This window comes from Terrabacter sp. P5_B1 (assembly GCF_056400505.1).
Window position 1 is genome coordinate 1 of the sequence record NZ_JBFULD010000059.1, and the last position, 15,542, is coordinate 15,542.

General features: G+C 72.4%; 10 protein-coding genes. 8 read left to right on the forward strand and 2 right to left on the reverse strand.

Annotated features, from left to right (window positions below):
* The coding region (locus AC1DP0_RS06585; protein ID WP_478083070.1) for a glycosyltransferase at positions 1-1,334 on the forward strand (1,334 nt) is incomplete at its 5' end.
* A gap of 10 nt (positions 1,335-1,344) precedes the next feature.
* Here the strand turns inward: AC1DP0_RS06585 and AC1DP0_RS06590 are convergent.
* Positions 1,345-3,366 carry an FAD-dependent oxidoreductase gene (locus tag AC1DP0_RS06590; RefSeq protein WP_478083071.1) on the reverse strand — a complete coding sequence of 674 codons (2,022 nt, stop codon included), beginning with the start codon at positions 3,364-3,366 and terminating at the stop codon, positions 1,345-1,347.
* Between the two features lie 76 nt (positions 3,367-3,442).
* Here AC1DP0_RS06590 and AC1DP0_RS06595 point away from each other — a divergent pair, with 76 nt between their 5' ends.
* From AC1DP0_RS06595 to AC1DP0_RS06605, 3 genes are all read left to right on the forward strand, one after another.
* Positions 3,443-4,888 carry a flavin-containing monooxygenase gene (locus tag AC1DP0_RS06595; RefSeq protein ID WP_478083072.1) on the forward strand — a complete coding sequence of 482 codons (1,446 nt, stop codon included), beginning with the start codon at positions 3,443-3,445 and terminating at the stop codon, positions 4,886-4,888.
* A gap of 122 nt (positions 4,889-5,010) precedes the next feature.
* Positions 5,011-6,330, forward strand: a complete 1,320-nt coding sequence (locus AC1DP0_RS06600) for an HNH endonuclease signature motif containing protein (protein WP_478083073.1) — start codon at positions 5,011-5,013, stop codon at positions 6,328-6,330.
* 90 nt (positions 6,331-6,420) lie between these two features.
* A complete protein-coding gene (locus tag AC1DP0_RS06605; protein ID WP_478083074.1) occupies positions 6,421-6,756 on the forward strand; it encodes a DUF3072 domain-containing protein in 336 nt (111 codons plus the stop codon).
* 33 nt (positions 6,757-6,789) lie between these two features.
* On the opposite strand, the gene AC1DP0_RS06610 is transcribed toward AC1DP0_RS06605, so the two are convergent.
* Positions 6,790-8,055: a DUF4921 family protein gene (locus AC1DP0_RS06610; RefSeq protein WP_478083075.1), complete on the reverse strand. Its 1,266-nt coding sequence runs from the start codon at positions 8,053-8,055 to the stop codon at positions 6,790-6,792.
* 65 nt (positions 8,056-8,120) lie between these two features.
* On the opposite strand from AC1DP0_RS06610, the gene AC1DP0_RS06615 reads away from it, so the two are divergent.
* The 4 genes from AC1DP0_RS06615 to AC1DP0_RS06630 all read left to right on the forward strand — a co-directional run.
* Complete coding sequence (locus AC1DP0_RS06615; RefSeq protein WP_478083076.1) at positions 8,121-10,418, forward strand: exo-beta-d-1,3/1,6-glucosidase; 2,298 nt, start codon at positions 8,121-8,123, stop codon at positions 10,416-10,418.
* A gap of 13 nt (positions 10,419-10,431) precedes the next feature.
* Positions 10,432-11,403, forward strand: coding sequence for an NADPH:quinone oxidoreductase family protein (locus AC1DP0_RS06620; protein ID WP_478083077.1), 972 nt, complete (start codon positions 10,432-10,434; stop codon positions 11,401-11,403).
* 10 nt (positions 11,404-11,413) lie between these two features.
* On the forward strand, positions 11,414-12,250 hold the full coding sequence (locus AC1DP0_RS06625; RefSeq protein WP_478083078.1) for an SDR family NAD(P)-dependent oxidoreductase: 837 nt from the start codon (positions 11,414-11,416) through the stop codon (positions 12,248-12,250).
* Between the two features lie 213 nt (positions 12,251-12,463).
* A partial coding sequence (locus AC1DP0_RS06630; protein WP_478083079.1) for an ATP-binding cassette domain-containing protein occupies positions 12,464-15,542 on the forward strand: 3,079 nt, incomplete at its 3' end.

A 15,542-nucleotide genomic window follows, 5' to 3' on the forward strand; every position in this document is an offset into this window, starting at 1 on the left:
CTGACGTGCGGATCCTGCTGCTGGGCATGGGCTCCCGCGGTGACGTGCAGCCCCTCGTCGCGCTCGGGCAGCGCCTGCGGCGGCGTGGGTATGCCGTGTCGCTCGCCGCGCCCGCCGACCTCGGTCACGTCGTGGCCGGCAGCGGCGTGGACTTCGAGCCCCTGTCGTTCGACCTCGAGGGGCCACTGAGGGCGGGGCCGGGGCGCGAGTCGCTGCGCGGGTCGGCATGGACCCAGGTGCGCGAGGCGCGGCTCATGCGGCAGGTCATGGCGGTGACGGCCGGCGCCCTCGCGAGCGACGTCTCCGGCCTGGTGGAGGAGGCGGATGTGGTCGTGTCCGGTGCCCTGACCTTCGACCTCGTCGACGCGCTGCTGTCGACCGGCGGTTCCGGTCGTGACGGCGGGCGTGACGGCGGACGTGCTGGCGGGCGACGCGGGCCCGCCAAGCCGCACCTCTACGCCGTGTTCGCCCCCGTCTGGCCGAGCGCGCACGGCGACTCGGTCGCGCTGGCGCTCCGGCCGCGATCCTCGTCCCAGGTGAACCTCGTCTGGAGCAGCCTCGCCGGGCATGTGGCCTTCGACCTCTTCCGTCCTGCCGGCGACGTCGTACGGCGGCGAAAGGGACTGCCGCGCCGGCACTTCCGTGACTACGCTGCTGCCGCCGAGCGAACCCCGACGCTACTGGCGGCGAGCCCTTGCGTCGTGCCGCCCGCGGCCGACTGGCCGCCGGCGCTGCGCCAGACCGGCTACTGGGTGCGCGACGACGCTGCCGACCAGCCGCTGGACCTGGACCTCGAAGCCTTCCTCTCCGCGGGCGCACCGCCCGTCTACGTCGGTTTCGGGTCGATGCCGACGCCGGACCCCGGCGCCGTGTCGCAGGACGTCGCTGCAGTGCTCGGGCGACTGGGAGTGCGCGGCGTCGTCAGTGAGGGGCTTGCCGGGCTGTCGGTGGACCTGTCGGCGGGACACACGAGGGCCGACCTCGTCGGGATCCGCCACGCGTCGCACGAGATGCTCTTCCCGAGGTGCTCCGTCGTCGTCCACCACGGCGGGTCCGGGACCACGGCTGCAGCCGTGCGCGCGGGCGTGCCGCAGGTCGTGGTCGCGCATGCCGCCGACCAGCCCTACTGGGGCAGGAGGATGTCCGATCTCGGCGTCGCCGCCGCGCCCATCGCTCGCAAGGACCTGACGGCGCCCCGGCTGCACCGGGCGCTCGAGGTCGCGCTGTCCCCGGGGGTGCGCGCGGCGGCATACGCCCTCGGTGAGCGGGTCCGCGCCGAGGACGGTGCCGGCGACGCGGCCCGCCTCGTCGACAGCTACCTGCAGCGGGCCTGACGGGCGGCGACTAGATCGTCGCGGCGAGCTCGGTGGCCTGGCGGATGGCGCGCTTGGCGTCGAGCTCCGCGGCGACGTCCGCGCCTCCGACGACGTGCACGGTGACCCCGCGGGCCATGAGCTCGGGACCGAGCGTGTTGACCGACTCCTGGCCGGTGCAGAGCACGATGGTGTCGATGTCGAGCACCTGCGGGTCGGTGCGGTCCTCGCCGTGCGTGATGTGCAGCCCGGCGTCGTCGACGCGCTCGTAGTTGACACTGACGTGGTGGTGGACTCCCTTGGCCTTCAGGGCGGCCCGGTGCACCCAACCGGTGGTCTTGCCGAGGCCCCTGCCGATCGGGGTGGCCTTGCGCTGGAGCAGGTGAACCTCGCGCGGTGACGGCGTCGGGTGCGGCTCGACGAGCCCACCTCGGGACGCGTCCGGCTCGCCGACACCCCACTCCGCCATCCACCGCTCGATGGTCAGGGGCGACTCGACGTGGGTGAGGAGCTGCGAGACGTCGACACCGATGCCACCCGCGCCCATGACGGCCACACGCTCACCCAGCGCTGCCTCGCCGCGGATGGCCGCGGCATACGTCACCACCTTCGGGTGTTCGATGCCGGGCACGTCGGGCATCCGGGGCTCGACACCGGTCGCCACGACGACCTCGTCGAAGTCGGTGAGGTCGTCGACCTCGGCGCGGCGGCCGAGGTGCACCTTGACGCCGCCGAGCTCGAGCCGCCGGCGGTAGTAGCGAATCGTCTCGGCGAACTCCTCCTTGCCGGGGATCCGCATGGCGAGGGCGAACTGGCCGCCGAGGTCGTCGGCGGCCTCGAAGAGCTCGACGCGGTGGCCGCGCTCGGCCAGGGAGGTCGCGGCTGCCAGCCCAGCCGGTCCGCCGCCGACGACGGCGACGTGCCTGGAGCGGCGGGTCGGCGCCAGGACGAGCGTCGTCTCGCGGACGGAACGCGGGTTGACGAGACACGTCGCGGTCCTCTTGGCGAAGGTGTGGTCGAGGCAGGCCTGGTTGCAGGCGATGCACGTGTTGATCTCGTCGGCGCGGTCGGTCGCGGCCTTGGCGACCCAGTCGGGGTCGGCGAGGAAGGGGCGAGCCATCGACACGAGGTCGGCGCTGCCGTCGGCGATGACCTGCTCGGCGAGGTCGGGCATCGAGATGCGGTTGGAGGTCACGACCGGGATGCCCACCTCGGGGCGCAGCTTCGCGGTGACGCGCGTGAACGCGCCGCGCGGCACCGACGTGACGATCGTCGGGACACGCGCCTCGTGCCAGCCGATGCCGGTGTTGATAATCGTCGCGCCGGCGGCCTCGACCTCGTGGGCCAGGTCGACGACCTCGTCCCAAGACTGGCCGTCGGGGACGAGGTCGAGCATCGACAGGCGGTAGACGATGACGAAGTCGGGACCCGCGGCCTCGCGCACCGCCTTCACGACGTCGACGGCGAGGCGGCGACGGTTCTCGGGTGACCCGCCCCACTCGTCGGTGCGATGGTTGGTGCGCGGCGCGAGGAACTGGTTGATGAGGTAGCCCTCGGAGCCCATGATCTCGACGCCGTCGTAGCCGGCCTCGCGCGCCAGCCGCGCGCAACGGGCGTAGGCGTCGACCGTGCTCCGCACACCGCGTGCCGTCAGGGCGCGCGGTGCGAAGGGGGAGATCGGGGACTTGAGGGCCGACGCCGAGACGGCGAGCGGGTGGTAGGCGTAGCGCCCCGCGTGCAGGATCTGCAGGGCGATCTTGCCGCCCTCGCGGTGCACGGCGTTCGTGATGACCCGATGGCGGCTCGCCTGGCGCTCCGTGACGAGGACCGAGCCGCCGGGGTAGAGGGCGCCGGCGAGGTTCGGCGCGAAGCCGCCGGTGACGATGAGCCCGACGCCACCCCGGGCGCGCTCGGCGTAGTACGCCGCGAGCCGGTCGAAGTCCCTGGCGCGGTCCTCGAGTCCCGTGTGCATCGAGCCCATGACGACGCGGTTGCGCAGCGTCGTGAAGCCGAGGTCGAGCGGTTCGAGCAGGTGGGGGTATGCCGTCGTCACCCGCCCGAGGGTAGCCGCTGGTTACCGTCCGGTAGCCGGGCGCGCGGCGTGCGTCACAGTGGGCGAGAATGGCGAGGTGAGCGATCTTGAGCACCTGGACGTCCTCGTCGTCGGAGCCGGCCTGTCCGGCATCGGCGCCGGCTACCGCCTGAAGACGATGAGCCCGTCGCGGTCATGGGCGATCCTCGAGGCGCGGGACTCGCTCGGCGGGACGTGGGACCTCTTCCGCTACCCCGGCGTGCGCTCCGACTCCGACATGATGACCCTCGGCTTCCCGTTCGAGCCGTGGACCGACCCCGACGCGATCGCGGACGGTCCGAAGATCCTCGACTACCTGCGTGAGACCGCCGAGAAGCATGGCATCGCCGAGCGGATCCGCTTGCGCCACAGGGTCGTCGCGGCCGCCTGGTCGAGCGAGGCGGCGCGCTGGACGGTGACGGTCGAGTGCGACGGCTCCCGTGAGCAGCTGACGTGCGGCTTCCTCTACCTCTGCAGCGGCTACTACGACTACGAGCGCCCGCACGACCCGCAGCTGCCCGGGCTCGCGTCCTTCGAGGGTGAGGTCGTGCACCCCCAGTTCTGGCCCGACGACCTGGACGTGACGGGTCGCAAGGTCGTCGTCATCGGGTCGGGAGCCACGGCGGTGACGCTCGTGCCCTCGCTCGCCGAGGCCGGCGCCGACGTGACGATGCTCCAGCGCACGCCGACCTGGATCGCGTCGTTGCCGCGGCAGGACCGGGTCCGCGACGTGATGCAGAAGGTGCTGCCGGGGCGAGCCGCCGGGACGGCTGCGCGCTACAAGAACGTCCTCGCGACGATGGGCGTCTACGAGCTGAGCCGCCGCCGCCCCGCAGTCATGAGGTCCTTGCTGTCCAAGGGCGCCGCCAAGTCGCTCGGGTCGACGGACCTCGTCGCCGACCACTTCACCCCCACCTACGACCCGTGGGACCAGCGCCTCTGCGTCGTCCCCGACGGTGACCTCTTCGAGGCCGTGCGCAGTGGACGGGCCCACGTCGTCACCGGCACGATCGAGACGTTCGTGCCACGCGGCATACGCCTGCACTCAGGGCGCGAGCTCGATGCCGACGTCGTCGTGACGGCCACGGGTCTGCGCATCCGGATTGCCGGCGGGATCACCATCACGGTCGACGGGGAGGCCCGGGCGACCGGGGACCTCACGGTCTATCGCGGGCTCATGTTCGCGGGCGTGCCGAACCTCGCGGTGTGCGTCGGTTACGTCAACGCCTCGTGGACGCTGCGTGCCGACCTCGCGAGCCGCTACGTGTGCCGGCTGCTGGGCCACATGGAGCAGAACGCGTGGCGGGTGGCCACGCCGCACGCTCCGGAGGGAATGGCGAACCAGCCGCTGCTGCCGCTCGCGTCGGGCTATGTCCGTCGGGCGGAGGACGAGCTGCCCCAGCAGGGCGACGGTGCGCCCTGGCTGATGCGACAGAACTACCTGCTCGACCGGCGCGACATGCTCTGCAGCGACGTCACCGAGGCCATGGCCTTCGCGCGCTGAGACGCTTTGTCCCGCAAGCGAACTCGGCTGTCCACAGACGTGAATGAGCCCTATCATTCCATTCGTTCATATGTTCTAATTAAAGGACTGGGGTGGTGTTTGTCCGATGTGAGGGGGCCGGTGTGACGCCGTTTGTCAGCTCGCCGCGCGTCGCGGCCCCGTCGCTCGACGCGACGTACACCAAGGCCCATCTCCAGATTGACCTCACGATTGAGGGCGACCACCTCCTGCGTGAGATTGAGTCGCTCGAGGTCGAGAAGGCGAGGGTCGAGGCGGACCTCGTCGATGCCTATGCAGCCCTCCACTCCGTCGAGGCCCAGCAGGTCGCGGCCGCCTCGGTCCACGTCTCGACCGACCGCATCGTGGCGGACGAGATCGCCCTAGCGACCGGGGTCGGCGCTGGCGAGGTTGCAAGGCGTCTCGACCTCGCCACCGCGCCGCGACGGCACCGTCTCGTCCGGCAGGCGATGCGTCGTGGGGAGCTGTCGCTGCACCGCGCCCTCCAGGTGGTCTCGGAGACGGCTCAGCTCCCCGACGCCGATGTCGCGACAGTCGAGGCCGCGGTCCTGGCACCCAGCCGTGACGGTCAGCCGGTGCCCCAACGCATGTTCGTCACGCGCCTGCGCCGGGCGATCGCGTCCGTCGACCAGCGGGGCTCGGATGAGCGGCGTGACCATGCGCGGAGCCGACGCGGGGTCTTCGGACGCCAGACCGGGGACGGGATGGGTTCGTTGACCCTGGTGGGTTCCGGTGATGTCATCGCGGCCGTCCTCGACCGTCTGGACGCCGCGGCTCGTGAGCGGCGCAGCGCCGGTGACCCCCGCTCCCTGGACCAGCTCCGATCCGACCTCGCAGCCCATGCGCTGCTCCACGGACCCCTCGACGCCGCCACGGCTGCGGCCGGCGCCGGCGCACCCGCCATGGCGTGGCTGGTCGTCCCGTTCGAGGTGGCCGTCGGCACGAGCGAGGCGGCCTGTGAGCTGCCCGGGCACGGCTGGGTGACCGCACGGCACGCCCGCGAGATCATGACGCGTGCCGGCTCCGTGTGGCGCACGCTGCCGGTAGACATCGGGACCGGCCGTGCCCTGAGCGCTCCGAGTGCCTCCTATCGGCCATCGCGCGAGATGGTCGAGCACGTCCGCGCGGTCGACGGCGTGTGCCGTGGTCCCGGCTGTGAGGTGCTCGCCCGTCGCTGMGACCTCGACCACGAGATTCCCTGGCCGTCGGGGCCGACGGCCGTTGGCAACCTGCACGCCAAGGAGCGCTTCCACCACAACGTCAAGACGGCCGGCATCTGGCGGTCCGAGCCTGTCGACGACGACGGACTCGAGTGGACCACGACGGCCGGTCGCCGCTACGTCACCAGACCGAAGGACTGGCGTGCCGGCCTGCGCGAGCCCGCCCCCGTCGGCGCCGACGATCCGGACCCACCGCCCTTCTGACCGACGAACGACCCAGTCCCGGCCCTCGGGCGTTCTGTCATGCGGTGGCTCGCCCGTGCTCATCGGACGTGAAGTGGGTACGAGCCCGACATGAGCGAATCGAACACACCTTCGAGCGACGACGTCATCGGCGCCACCAACCCTGCGAGTGCGGGACCCGGCGGAGACTCCGCGGTCAAGAACCCCGAGGACTGGGTGACCGGCGACGAGGCGATGACCGGCGCGCAGCGCAGCTACCTCGAGACCCTGGCCCGCGAGTCCGGGGAGACGCTGCCGGGCGACCTCACCAAGGCCCAGGCCTCAGAGCACATCGACCGCCTCCAGCAGGCGACGGGTCGAGGCTCCGACAGTGCCGACAGCGGCACCGGCCCCATCGGCGCGGACGGCAACGTCGGCCGGACCGAGGGCCACGGCAGCGAGATCTGACTACTCCCCGGCTTGGCGACCACCCGCCGCGGGTCAGGCGATCTCGACGCGGTCCGAGACGAGGCCATCCGCCGCGAGCTGACGCAGCCGCGACACGGCGCGGTCGTGGACCGCCCACGGGTCGATGGTGTTGACGTAGATCTTGGTCCCACCCTCGAAGCCGGCGAGCGTCGAGATCCGCCACTTGACCACGGCCCGCAGCGGCATCGGCACGTCGACGCCGGGCGGCCGGTGGTGCCACTCCTCGTTGGACGGGACGAGCACACCCGTGGCCGCGTGGCAGGCGTGGACCAGGTCCGAGAAGTCGCGCACCTGCTCCTCGCTGAGCTCCCACGGGCAGCCCTCACCGTCGGTCACGTGCACGACAAGGGCCGGATAGCGGTGCCCGACACCGGCGAAGGCCACCGCGTGCTCGGTACGGGCGATGACGAGACCCTGCGTGGCGGCATACTCCGCGCCCCAGCGGGCGAACAGGTCGGGCTCGGTGCGGAGGCGCTCGACCTCCCGGTCCTTCTGGGCGCCCAGCTCGTCGATCGCGACGACCTGCTTGTGCAGGTGGGCGAACGACGCGCCGGCCGGTGCCAGCCAGTTCTGGAACACGGAGACGTACCGTGCGCACTCGTTGTCGCGGTAGAGGTCGCGCATGGCCCGGATCGTGAACTCGATGTATTTGCAGTGCTCCTCGGGCGTCAGCGTGCCCGAACCGGCGAGCTGTGAGTCGTCCCTGGCGCCGTCGACGTAGTGCCGGCGGGCGATGACGACCTGGTGGTTGCCCGCGAAGAGGCCGACGGCCTCACGCTCGAGGTCGTCCTCGGCGAGCGGTTCGGCGTCCGCCCCCGCGGTGCCGCGCGCCCGCATCCGGATGCGCGCAAGGGCGGTGACGTGCTCGCGTCCAGCCGGGGTGGAGAGGTATGCCGTGCGCCGGGCTCGGGACTCGGCCGTGGGCTCCCAGCCGTGGGCCAGGTGCCAGTAGTCGTAGCTGAGGATCTCGAAGAGGTTGGGGATGAGGCGGAACTCCGCGTCCGTGCTGCCGAGGTCATCGGCGAGCACGCCGCGCAGGACATCCCATCGGCCGCCGCCGTGCACGAGGCGGGCGATCTCGGGGGTCGTCTCGAGCATGCGGCCCCAGCAGAAGGCGCAGTGGCGGTCGTGGTCGTCGGGGTCGAGCGGCAGGGGGTGGTGCCCCGGCAGCCCCGAGGGCCTCGCGGCCCGCCCCGGGACGGTCCACACCTTCGTGCCGGTGATCGGGTTCACCTGCTTGATGGTCCCGTCGGGCAGGCGGGTCAGCGGCTCGATCACCTCTTCAGACTAGGTGGCGCGGATGGTCGGCGCAGGAAGGTGCCGGCTTGGGCTAGCGTCGATCCGTGGCCGGCGACGACGCACGAGACGAGTCCAGCAGCCCGCCGTACCGGGACCCGTCGCGGCCCGTGGAGGAGCGCCTCGAGGACCTGCTCGGCAGGATGACCCTGGCCGAGAAGGTCGGCCAGATGCTCCAGCTCGACGCGCGGGGCGACCTCGACGACATCGTCGGCACCAAGCTCGCCGGCTCGATCCTGCACGCCTCGCCCGAGCGGATGGTCGAGGCCATCGCGCTCGCGGGGCAGACCCGCCTCGGCATCCCGCTCCTCACGGCCGACGACTGCATCCACGGCCACTCGTTCTGGCCCGGTGCGACGATCTTCCCGACGCAGCTCGCCATGGCGTGCTCGTGGGACCCCGGCCTCGTCGAGCAGGCCGCCCGCGCCACGGCCGTCGAGGTCTCGGCGACGGGCATCCACTGGACCTTCTCGCCGGTGCTCTGCATCACCCGCGACCTGCGCTGGGGACGGGTCGGCGAGACCTTCGGCGAGGACCCGCACCTCATCGGGGAGCTCGGCGCCGCGATGATCCGCGGCTACCAGGGTGACGGGCTCACTGACCCCACAGCGGTGCTCGCGTGTGCCAAGCACTTCGCGGGCTACAGCGAGACCCAGGGAGGACGCGACGCCAGCGAGGCCGACCTCAGCCGGCGCAAGCTCACGTCGTGGTTCCTGCCGCCCTTCGAGCGCGCGGTCCGGGAGGGCTGCCGCACGTTCATGCTCGGCTACCAGGCCATCGACGGCGTCCCCGTCACGGCCAACGGCTGGCTGCTCGACGAGGTGCTCAAGGGGGAGTGGGGCTTCACCGGGACGCTGGTCACCGACTGGGACAACGTCGGCCGGATGGTCTGGGAGCAGCAGGTGTGCGCCGACGACGTCGAAGCCGCGACCGTGGCGGTCCGCGCCGGCAACGACCTCGTCATGACGACTCCGGCCTTCTTCGAGGCCGCGCAGGAGGCCGTCGCCCGCGGCCTGCTCGACGAACGTCAGGTCGACGAGGCCGCGCGTCGCGTCCTGCGGCTCAAGCTCGAGCTCGGCCTCTTCGAGCACCCCCGCCCGCCGGACGCCGAGCGCCAGCGCCTCGTCATCGGCTCCGCCGAGCACGCCGCCCTCAACCTCGAGGTCGCCCGGCGCTCGCTCGTGCTCCTCACCAACGACGGCACGCTGCCGTATGCCGTGAGCGACCTCCCGCGCACCGTGGCCGTCCTCGGCCCCAACGCCGACGACCCCCAGGCCAACCTCGGCGACTGGGCCGGGGCGTCCGGCCAGGTCGACTGGATGCCGGACGGCCACCCGCGCGAGACGGTCGAGACCGTCCTCGACGGCTTCCGCTCGGTCGTCCCCCCGACGTGGACCGTCACCCACGCGCGCGGCGCCGAGATGGAGACCCTCGTCCCCGACCCGGAGGGCCCGCTCTTCCCCGACGGCCAGCCCCGTCCTCCCGCCTCGGTGGCCGCACCCACCGACCCTGAGCAGGTCGCCGAAGCAGTCGCGACGGCCCGGGCCGCCGACCTCGCCGTCGTCGTCCTCGGCGACACGATCGCCCTGACGGGAGAAGGCTGTTCGACCGCGACGCTCGACCTCCAGGGCGGGCAGGTGGCCCTGCTCGACGCGCTGGTCGACGCTCTCGACGGCACCGGCACCCCGGTCGTCGTCGTGCTGCTGCACTCCAAGCCCAACGTCCTGCCGCCGAGCGCGCTCCGGGCCGCGGCGGTCATCGAGGCCTTCAGCCCCGGCATGCGCGGCGGCCGCGCCGTCGCCGAGCTCGTCCTGGGCCAGATCGAGCCGATGGGGCGTCTGCCCCTCTCGGTGCCGCGGCACGTCGGTCAACAACCGACCTACTACAACCAGGTTCGCGGGCAGCACGGCGACCGCTATGCCGACATCACGCAGGAGCCGCAGTTCGTCTTCGGGGAGGGCATGACCTACACGACCGTCCAGTGGTCCGACCTGACCCTCGAGGCGAGCGACCTCTCGCCCGACGACGTCGTGACCGCGGAGGTCACCTTGACCAACACCGGCGAGCGGACGGCATACGAAGTCGTGCAGGCCTACGTCACCGACGTCGTCTCGAGCGTCACGTGGGCGGCCAAGGAGCTCAAGGCTTTCCGCCGTGTGGGGGTGCCGGCGGGTGAGTCGGTCAGGGCGCGCGTCGAGGTCCCGGCCGGGGCCTGCTCCATCGTCGACGCGGCGGGTCGGCGCGTCGTCGAGCCGGGCGAGTTCGAGCTGCGCGTCGGCCCGAGCTCGCGCGAGTCGGACCTGCTCCGTGTGACCTTCACCATCACGCCGAAGGCCGTTGCCTGACTAAGGTCGGAGCATGAGAGCAGCCCGTGTCACGACCCTCGGTGGACCGTCCGCCATCGGCGTGGAAGAGGTCCCCGAGCCGACGCTCGAGCCGGGCCACGTCCTCGTCGACGTCCACGAGGCGGGGGTGAGCTTCCCGGACGTCCTCATGAGCCGCGGGCTCTACCAGATGCGGCCCGAGCTGCCCTTCGTGCCGGGCGCCGAGTGCGCGGGCGTCGTGCGCGAGGCCGCCGAGGGCAGCGCCTTCGGCCCGGGTGACCGCGTCGCGGCCTTCCCGGTCCTCGGGGCCTTCGCCGAGACCGTCGCGGTGCCCGAGGCGATGGTCTTCCCGCTGCCCGACTCCGTGCCCTTCGAGGTCGGCGCCGCGCTGCCGATGAACTACCTCACCGTCCACTTCGCCCTGACCCGGCGCGGGCAGCTCGAGCGCGGCGAGGACGTCCTCGTCCATGGCGCCGCCGGCGGTATCGGCACGGCGGCCATCCAGCTCGCCCGGGCCATGGACGCCCGGGTGATCGCCGTCGTGTCGTCGGAGGACAAGGTCGAGACGGCCCGCTCCGCCGGCGCGCACCACGTCGTGCTCGCCGACGGCTTCCTCGCCGGCGTCAAGCAGCTCACGCAAGGGCGCGGTGTCGACGTCGTCGTCGACCCCGTCGGCGGCGACCGCTTCACCGACAGCCTGCGCAGCCTCGCCCCGGAGGGCCGTCTGCTCGTCATCGGCTTCACCGCCGGACAGATCCCCGAGGTCAGGGTCAACCGGCTGCTCCTCAACAACATCAGTGTCGTCGGCGTCGGCTGGGGTGCCTTCTGGACGCCCGACCCGAGCTACCTGCGCACGCAGTGGGAGGCGATCCTCCCGCTCCTCGAGTCCGGCGCGCTCGCCCCGCCGATCGGCACGCGCCACTCGCTCGACGACGTCGCCGGCGCCCTTGCCGAGATCGACGAGCGCCGCGCCCAGGGCAAGGTGACGCTCACCGTCCGCCACTAGGTTGGGGCGTATGCCGTCCCTGCCGCTCCGCTCCCGCGCCTCCGCCCGGACCTCCGCCCCGGCGTCCCCGCGACGCGTCCTCGTCACCGGTGGTGCCTCCGGGCTCGGACTAGCTCTCGTGCGCGCCCTGGTCGCCCGCGGTGACCACGTGCTCGCGACCGACGTGCAGGCTGACCGGCCCGACGCGCTGCCCGAGGCTGCGGCATACGTCCCTCTCGACGTGCGCAGCGACGAGGCCTGGGCCGCGGCGCTCGCCCACGTGCGCGAGACGTGGGGTGGCCTCGACCTGCTCGTCAACAATGCAGGCGTCGCCGCGGGTGGCCGCATCGACGTCGCGACGATGGACGAGTGGCACTGGATCGTCGACATCAACCTGCTCGGCGTCGTCCGGGGCTGCCGCACCTTCACGCCCCTGTTCAAGGAGCAGCGCAGCGGGCACATCGTCAACACCGCCTCTCTCGCCGGGCTCGTGCACGCCCCCGGCATGGCCGCCTACAACACCGTCAAGGCGGGCGTCGTCGCGCTGAGCGAGACGCTCTCGCACGAGCTCGCTCCGCACCACATCGACGTGTCGGTCGTCTGCCCGTCGTTCTTCCGGACCAACCTCGGGGCCTCCTTCCAGGGCGCCGACACCGAGATGGAGGCCGCGGGCAAGAAGATGGTCAGCGGCTCCAAGCGCTCGGCCGAGCAGGTCGCCGACATCGTCGTGCGCGGCATCGACGCCCGATGCGACGTCATCCTCACCGATCGGGACGGCCAGATCGCCTGGCGCGCGAAGCGATTCGCGCGCCCCGCCTACACGGCGGTCATGAAGCGCGCGGCCAGGCGAGTCGCCGCCGGTCGCTGAGGCGGGCAGAGCGGCCGGATCGACGTCGGGTTGTGCCCCCTGTGGGCCGTTTCCGAGGTTCGATCCGGCCGATCGACCCTGCCACTCCCGGGCGGAAAACGGGAGGCGCATGTCCGAGGTCATCGGTAGCGTTCAGGGATTGTGACGATCACCAGGGTGGGGCACGACGACGCAAGGGGAACGACGCCGGACGGGTCCCCTCCGGATGGGCGTATGCCGGAGGATCGGGTGCCCGTCGACTGGCGCCGCGTCCGTCGCCCGCTCACCGTCGTGTGCTTCACGATGTCCCTGTTCGGTGCCGTCGCGGCATCGCTGGGGTCCATGGTCGCCGGTCGGCTCGCCGAGCACGCCACCTCGACGCTCGTCATCCTGTTGGCGACGTGCGTCATCGGTGGCGCCCTCATCGACACGGTCGCCAAGACGATCTGGGCCACGGTGTGCGACCGCGCCGAGGGCACGCTCCGCGCCGACCTGCTCGACGCCGCGATGGCCCAGCCGCTGTCCGAGCTGTCCGAGCAGGCCGTGGGCGAGGTGCTCGACCGCATCGACGACGACACGTGGGAGGTCGGCCAGCTGATGCGCTGGGGCGTGTGGCAGGCCGTGCGCACCCTCCTCGCCTCGGGTCCGCTCTGGGTGGTCGCGACTCTCGCCTGGGGGCCCGCCGCCGTCCTCTTCCCGCTCACGGGCTTCGCGACGTACTGGGTCGTCCGCCGGCTCCTGCCCCAGGTCGCCGAGCGCAAGGTCGTCGAGGAGGCCGCCTGGACCGACCACGCGGCATCCACCGAGGAGGGTGTCGCGGCCCGCGACGACCTGCGCACCGCACTGGGCCAGGCGCACGTGCTGCGTCGCAACGCCCGCATGGCCGCCCGCGTCCATGCGGCGCTCGACAAGGTCCTCCGGGTCGAGGCCCGGATCACCCGTCGCAGCGGCGGGTTGCTCCACGGCGCGCTGGCCGCCGTTGCGGTCGTGGGCACCGCCCTCGTGCTCGCCGGTGACCTGTCGACCGCTCGACTCGTCACTCTCTTCATCGTGACGACGATGTTCGTCGGCGGCGTCGACATGCTGGCGCGTCACCTGCCGGACCTGCAGGAGGGCTTCGGCGCCGTCCTGCGGCTGCGCGCCATGCTGGCCGCCCCGGCAGAGCCGACCGGCGGTCTGCCACTGCCCGATGGGCCGCTCGACGTGGACTTCCGCAACCTCGAGTTCGGCTACGGCACGGGCACCTTCGCGCTCCGGGACGTCAACCTCCTCGTCCCGGCGGGTCACACGTGCGCGCTCGTCGGGCGCACCGGGTCCGGCAAGTCCACGCTCGCCTCGCTCCTGTCGCGGGCGGTGGAGCCGCCCCGGGGCACGGTGCTGCTGGGAGGCACCGACGTGCGGGACCTCGACCTGCAGCAGCTGCGGGCCGCCGTCGGCGTCGTCACCCAGCGCACCGAGGTGATCGCCGGCACGCTCGCGGAGAACATGACGCTCTTCGGTGACGTGTCCCGGGCCCGGGTCGAGGCCGCGGTCGCCGAGCTCGGTCTCACCGAGTGGGTGGCCGGGCTGCCCGACGGCCTGGACACGATGCTCGGCCCGGGCGGCACGACGCTCTCGGCCGGCGAGGAGCAGCTCGTGGCGTTCGCCCGGCTGCTCGTGCGCGACGTGAGCGTCGTCGTGCTCGACGAGGCCACCGCCCGCATGGACCCGGTCACCGAGGCTCGGGTCGTCCGCGCCGCGGACCGGCTGATCTCGGGGCGCACGGGCATCCTCGTCGCGCATCGCCTGTCGACGACCGAACGGGCCGAGCAGGTGGCCGTCCTCGAGTCGGGTCGCGTCGTCCAGCAGGGTCCACGCGGTCGGCTGGCTCATGCCGACGGCCCGTTCCGCCGCCTGCTCGAGGCCGCCGCGCACGAGGTCGCCGTCGAGGAGCACCACCACGACGACGCCGCCATCGGCTCGGTGCGTCGCAGCACCACCCCGCCGCCCCCTCCCACCCTGGCACCGAGCCCGGGCCTCGCTCGGCAGGTGCTCCACACCGTGCGCATCCAGCCGCAGTGGGGTCTGGTCGGAGCCTCCCTCTTCCTCGTCGCCTCGCTGACGGGCGCGTTCGGCGCCCTCACCGGCTGGATCTGGGGGCTCGTCGTCACCGACCTCCAGGCCGGGCAGAACCCGGGCTGGCTGACCGCCGCCCTGGTGGTCTCGCTCGTCATCGGCCCGCTCCTGCTGTCGCAGGCGTTCCGTTCCTATCCGCACTGGTGGGTCGAGGTGCGGCTTCGGGTGCGTGCGGCGGTGCTCGCGGGCCAGACCGCGCAGCGCCGACTCGTGCGCACCCCGCCCGGCGAGGTGGTGGCTCGCACGATGGACGCCGACCGCCTGGCCCGCTACACCGACCGTTGGGTCGACTTCGTCAACGGTCTCGTCGTCGCCTCGGTGACGGCTCTGATCGCCGGCACGTGGCTCGCGGGCGCGGTCCTGCTCGTGGTGATGGTCACCTCGGCGCTGGCCTCGACCCTCGGCCGGCCGGTGGCGGGGCGCTCAGCCGCGGCAGCCTCGACGGCACGGGCCAACTTCGGGCGATCCCTGGTCTCGGCGCTCGAGTCGATCCGCACGGTCAAGCTGGCTGCGGCCACCCCGCAGGTGCACCAGCACCTGCGTCGGGTCGACGGAGGCCGGGTCGATGCGGCGGTTCGTGAGCACCGGGTCCAGGCTCTGCTGGACGGCGTGCCGGTGGTCATGGTCCAGTGCGGTGTCGTCGCCGCCTGGGCTGGCTTCCTCCATGGCACGTGGTCCCTCGCCATCACCCTGCTCGTCGCCAATGCCGTCAGCGGCTTCGACTGGTTCGGCCGGGTCGCCGGCTCGGTCGTGACCGAGGCGCCCGGCGTTCGGGCCTGGATGAATGCCACGAGCGAGCTCGCCGGTGGTGGCGACCTCATGGACCTGCCGCCGGGCATGGACCTCGTGCACGGAACTGCGGACGAACCGCAGCCAGGGCTGCGTGAGCCCCTGCGCACCCTCAGCCTGCGGGGCCTGACCGCGGTTCACGACGACGGCACCATCGGCGTGCAGGACGTCGACCTCACGGTCCAGGCGGGCGAGCTGGTGCTCCTGCTGGGCCAGGTCGGTTCGGGCAAGTCCAGTCTGCTGTCGTCGCTGGCCGGGTTGACCTCCCACACCGGGCAGGTGCTCTGGAACGGACGCGCCCTGGCCGAGCCGGAGATCGAGCTGCGGCCCGGCCGGGTCTCCCACATCGCGCAGGTGCCGCGGGTGCTGTCGGGGACCTTCACCGGCAACATCGCCCTCGACCACGCCG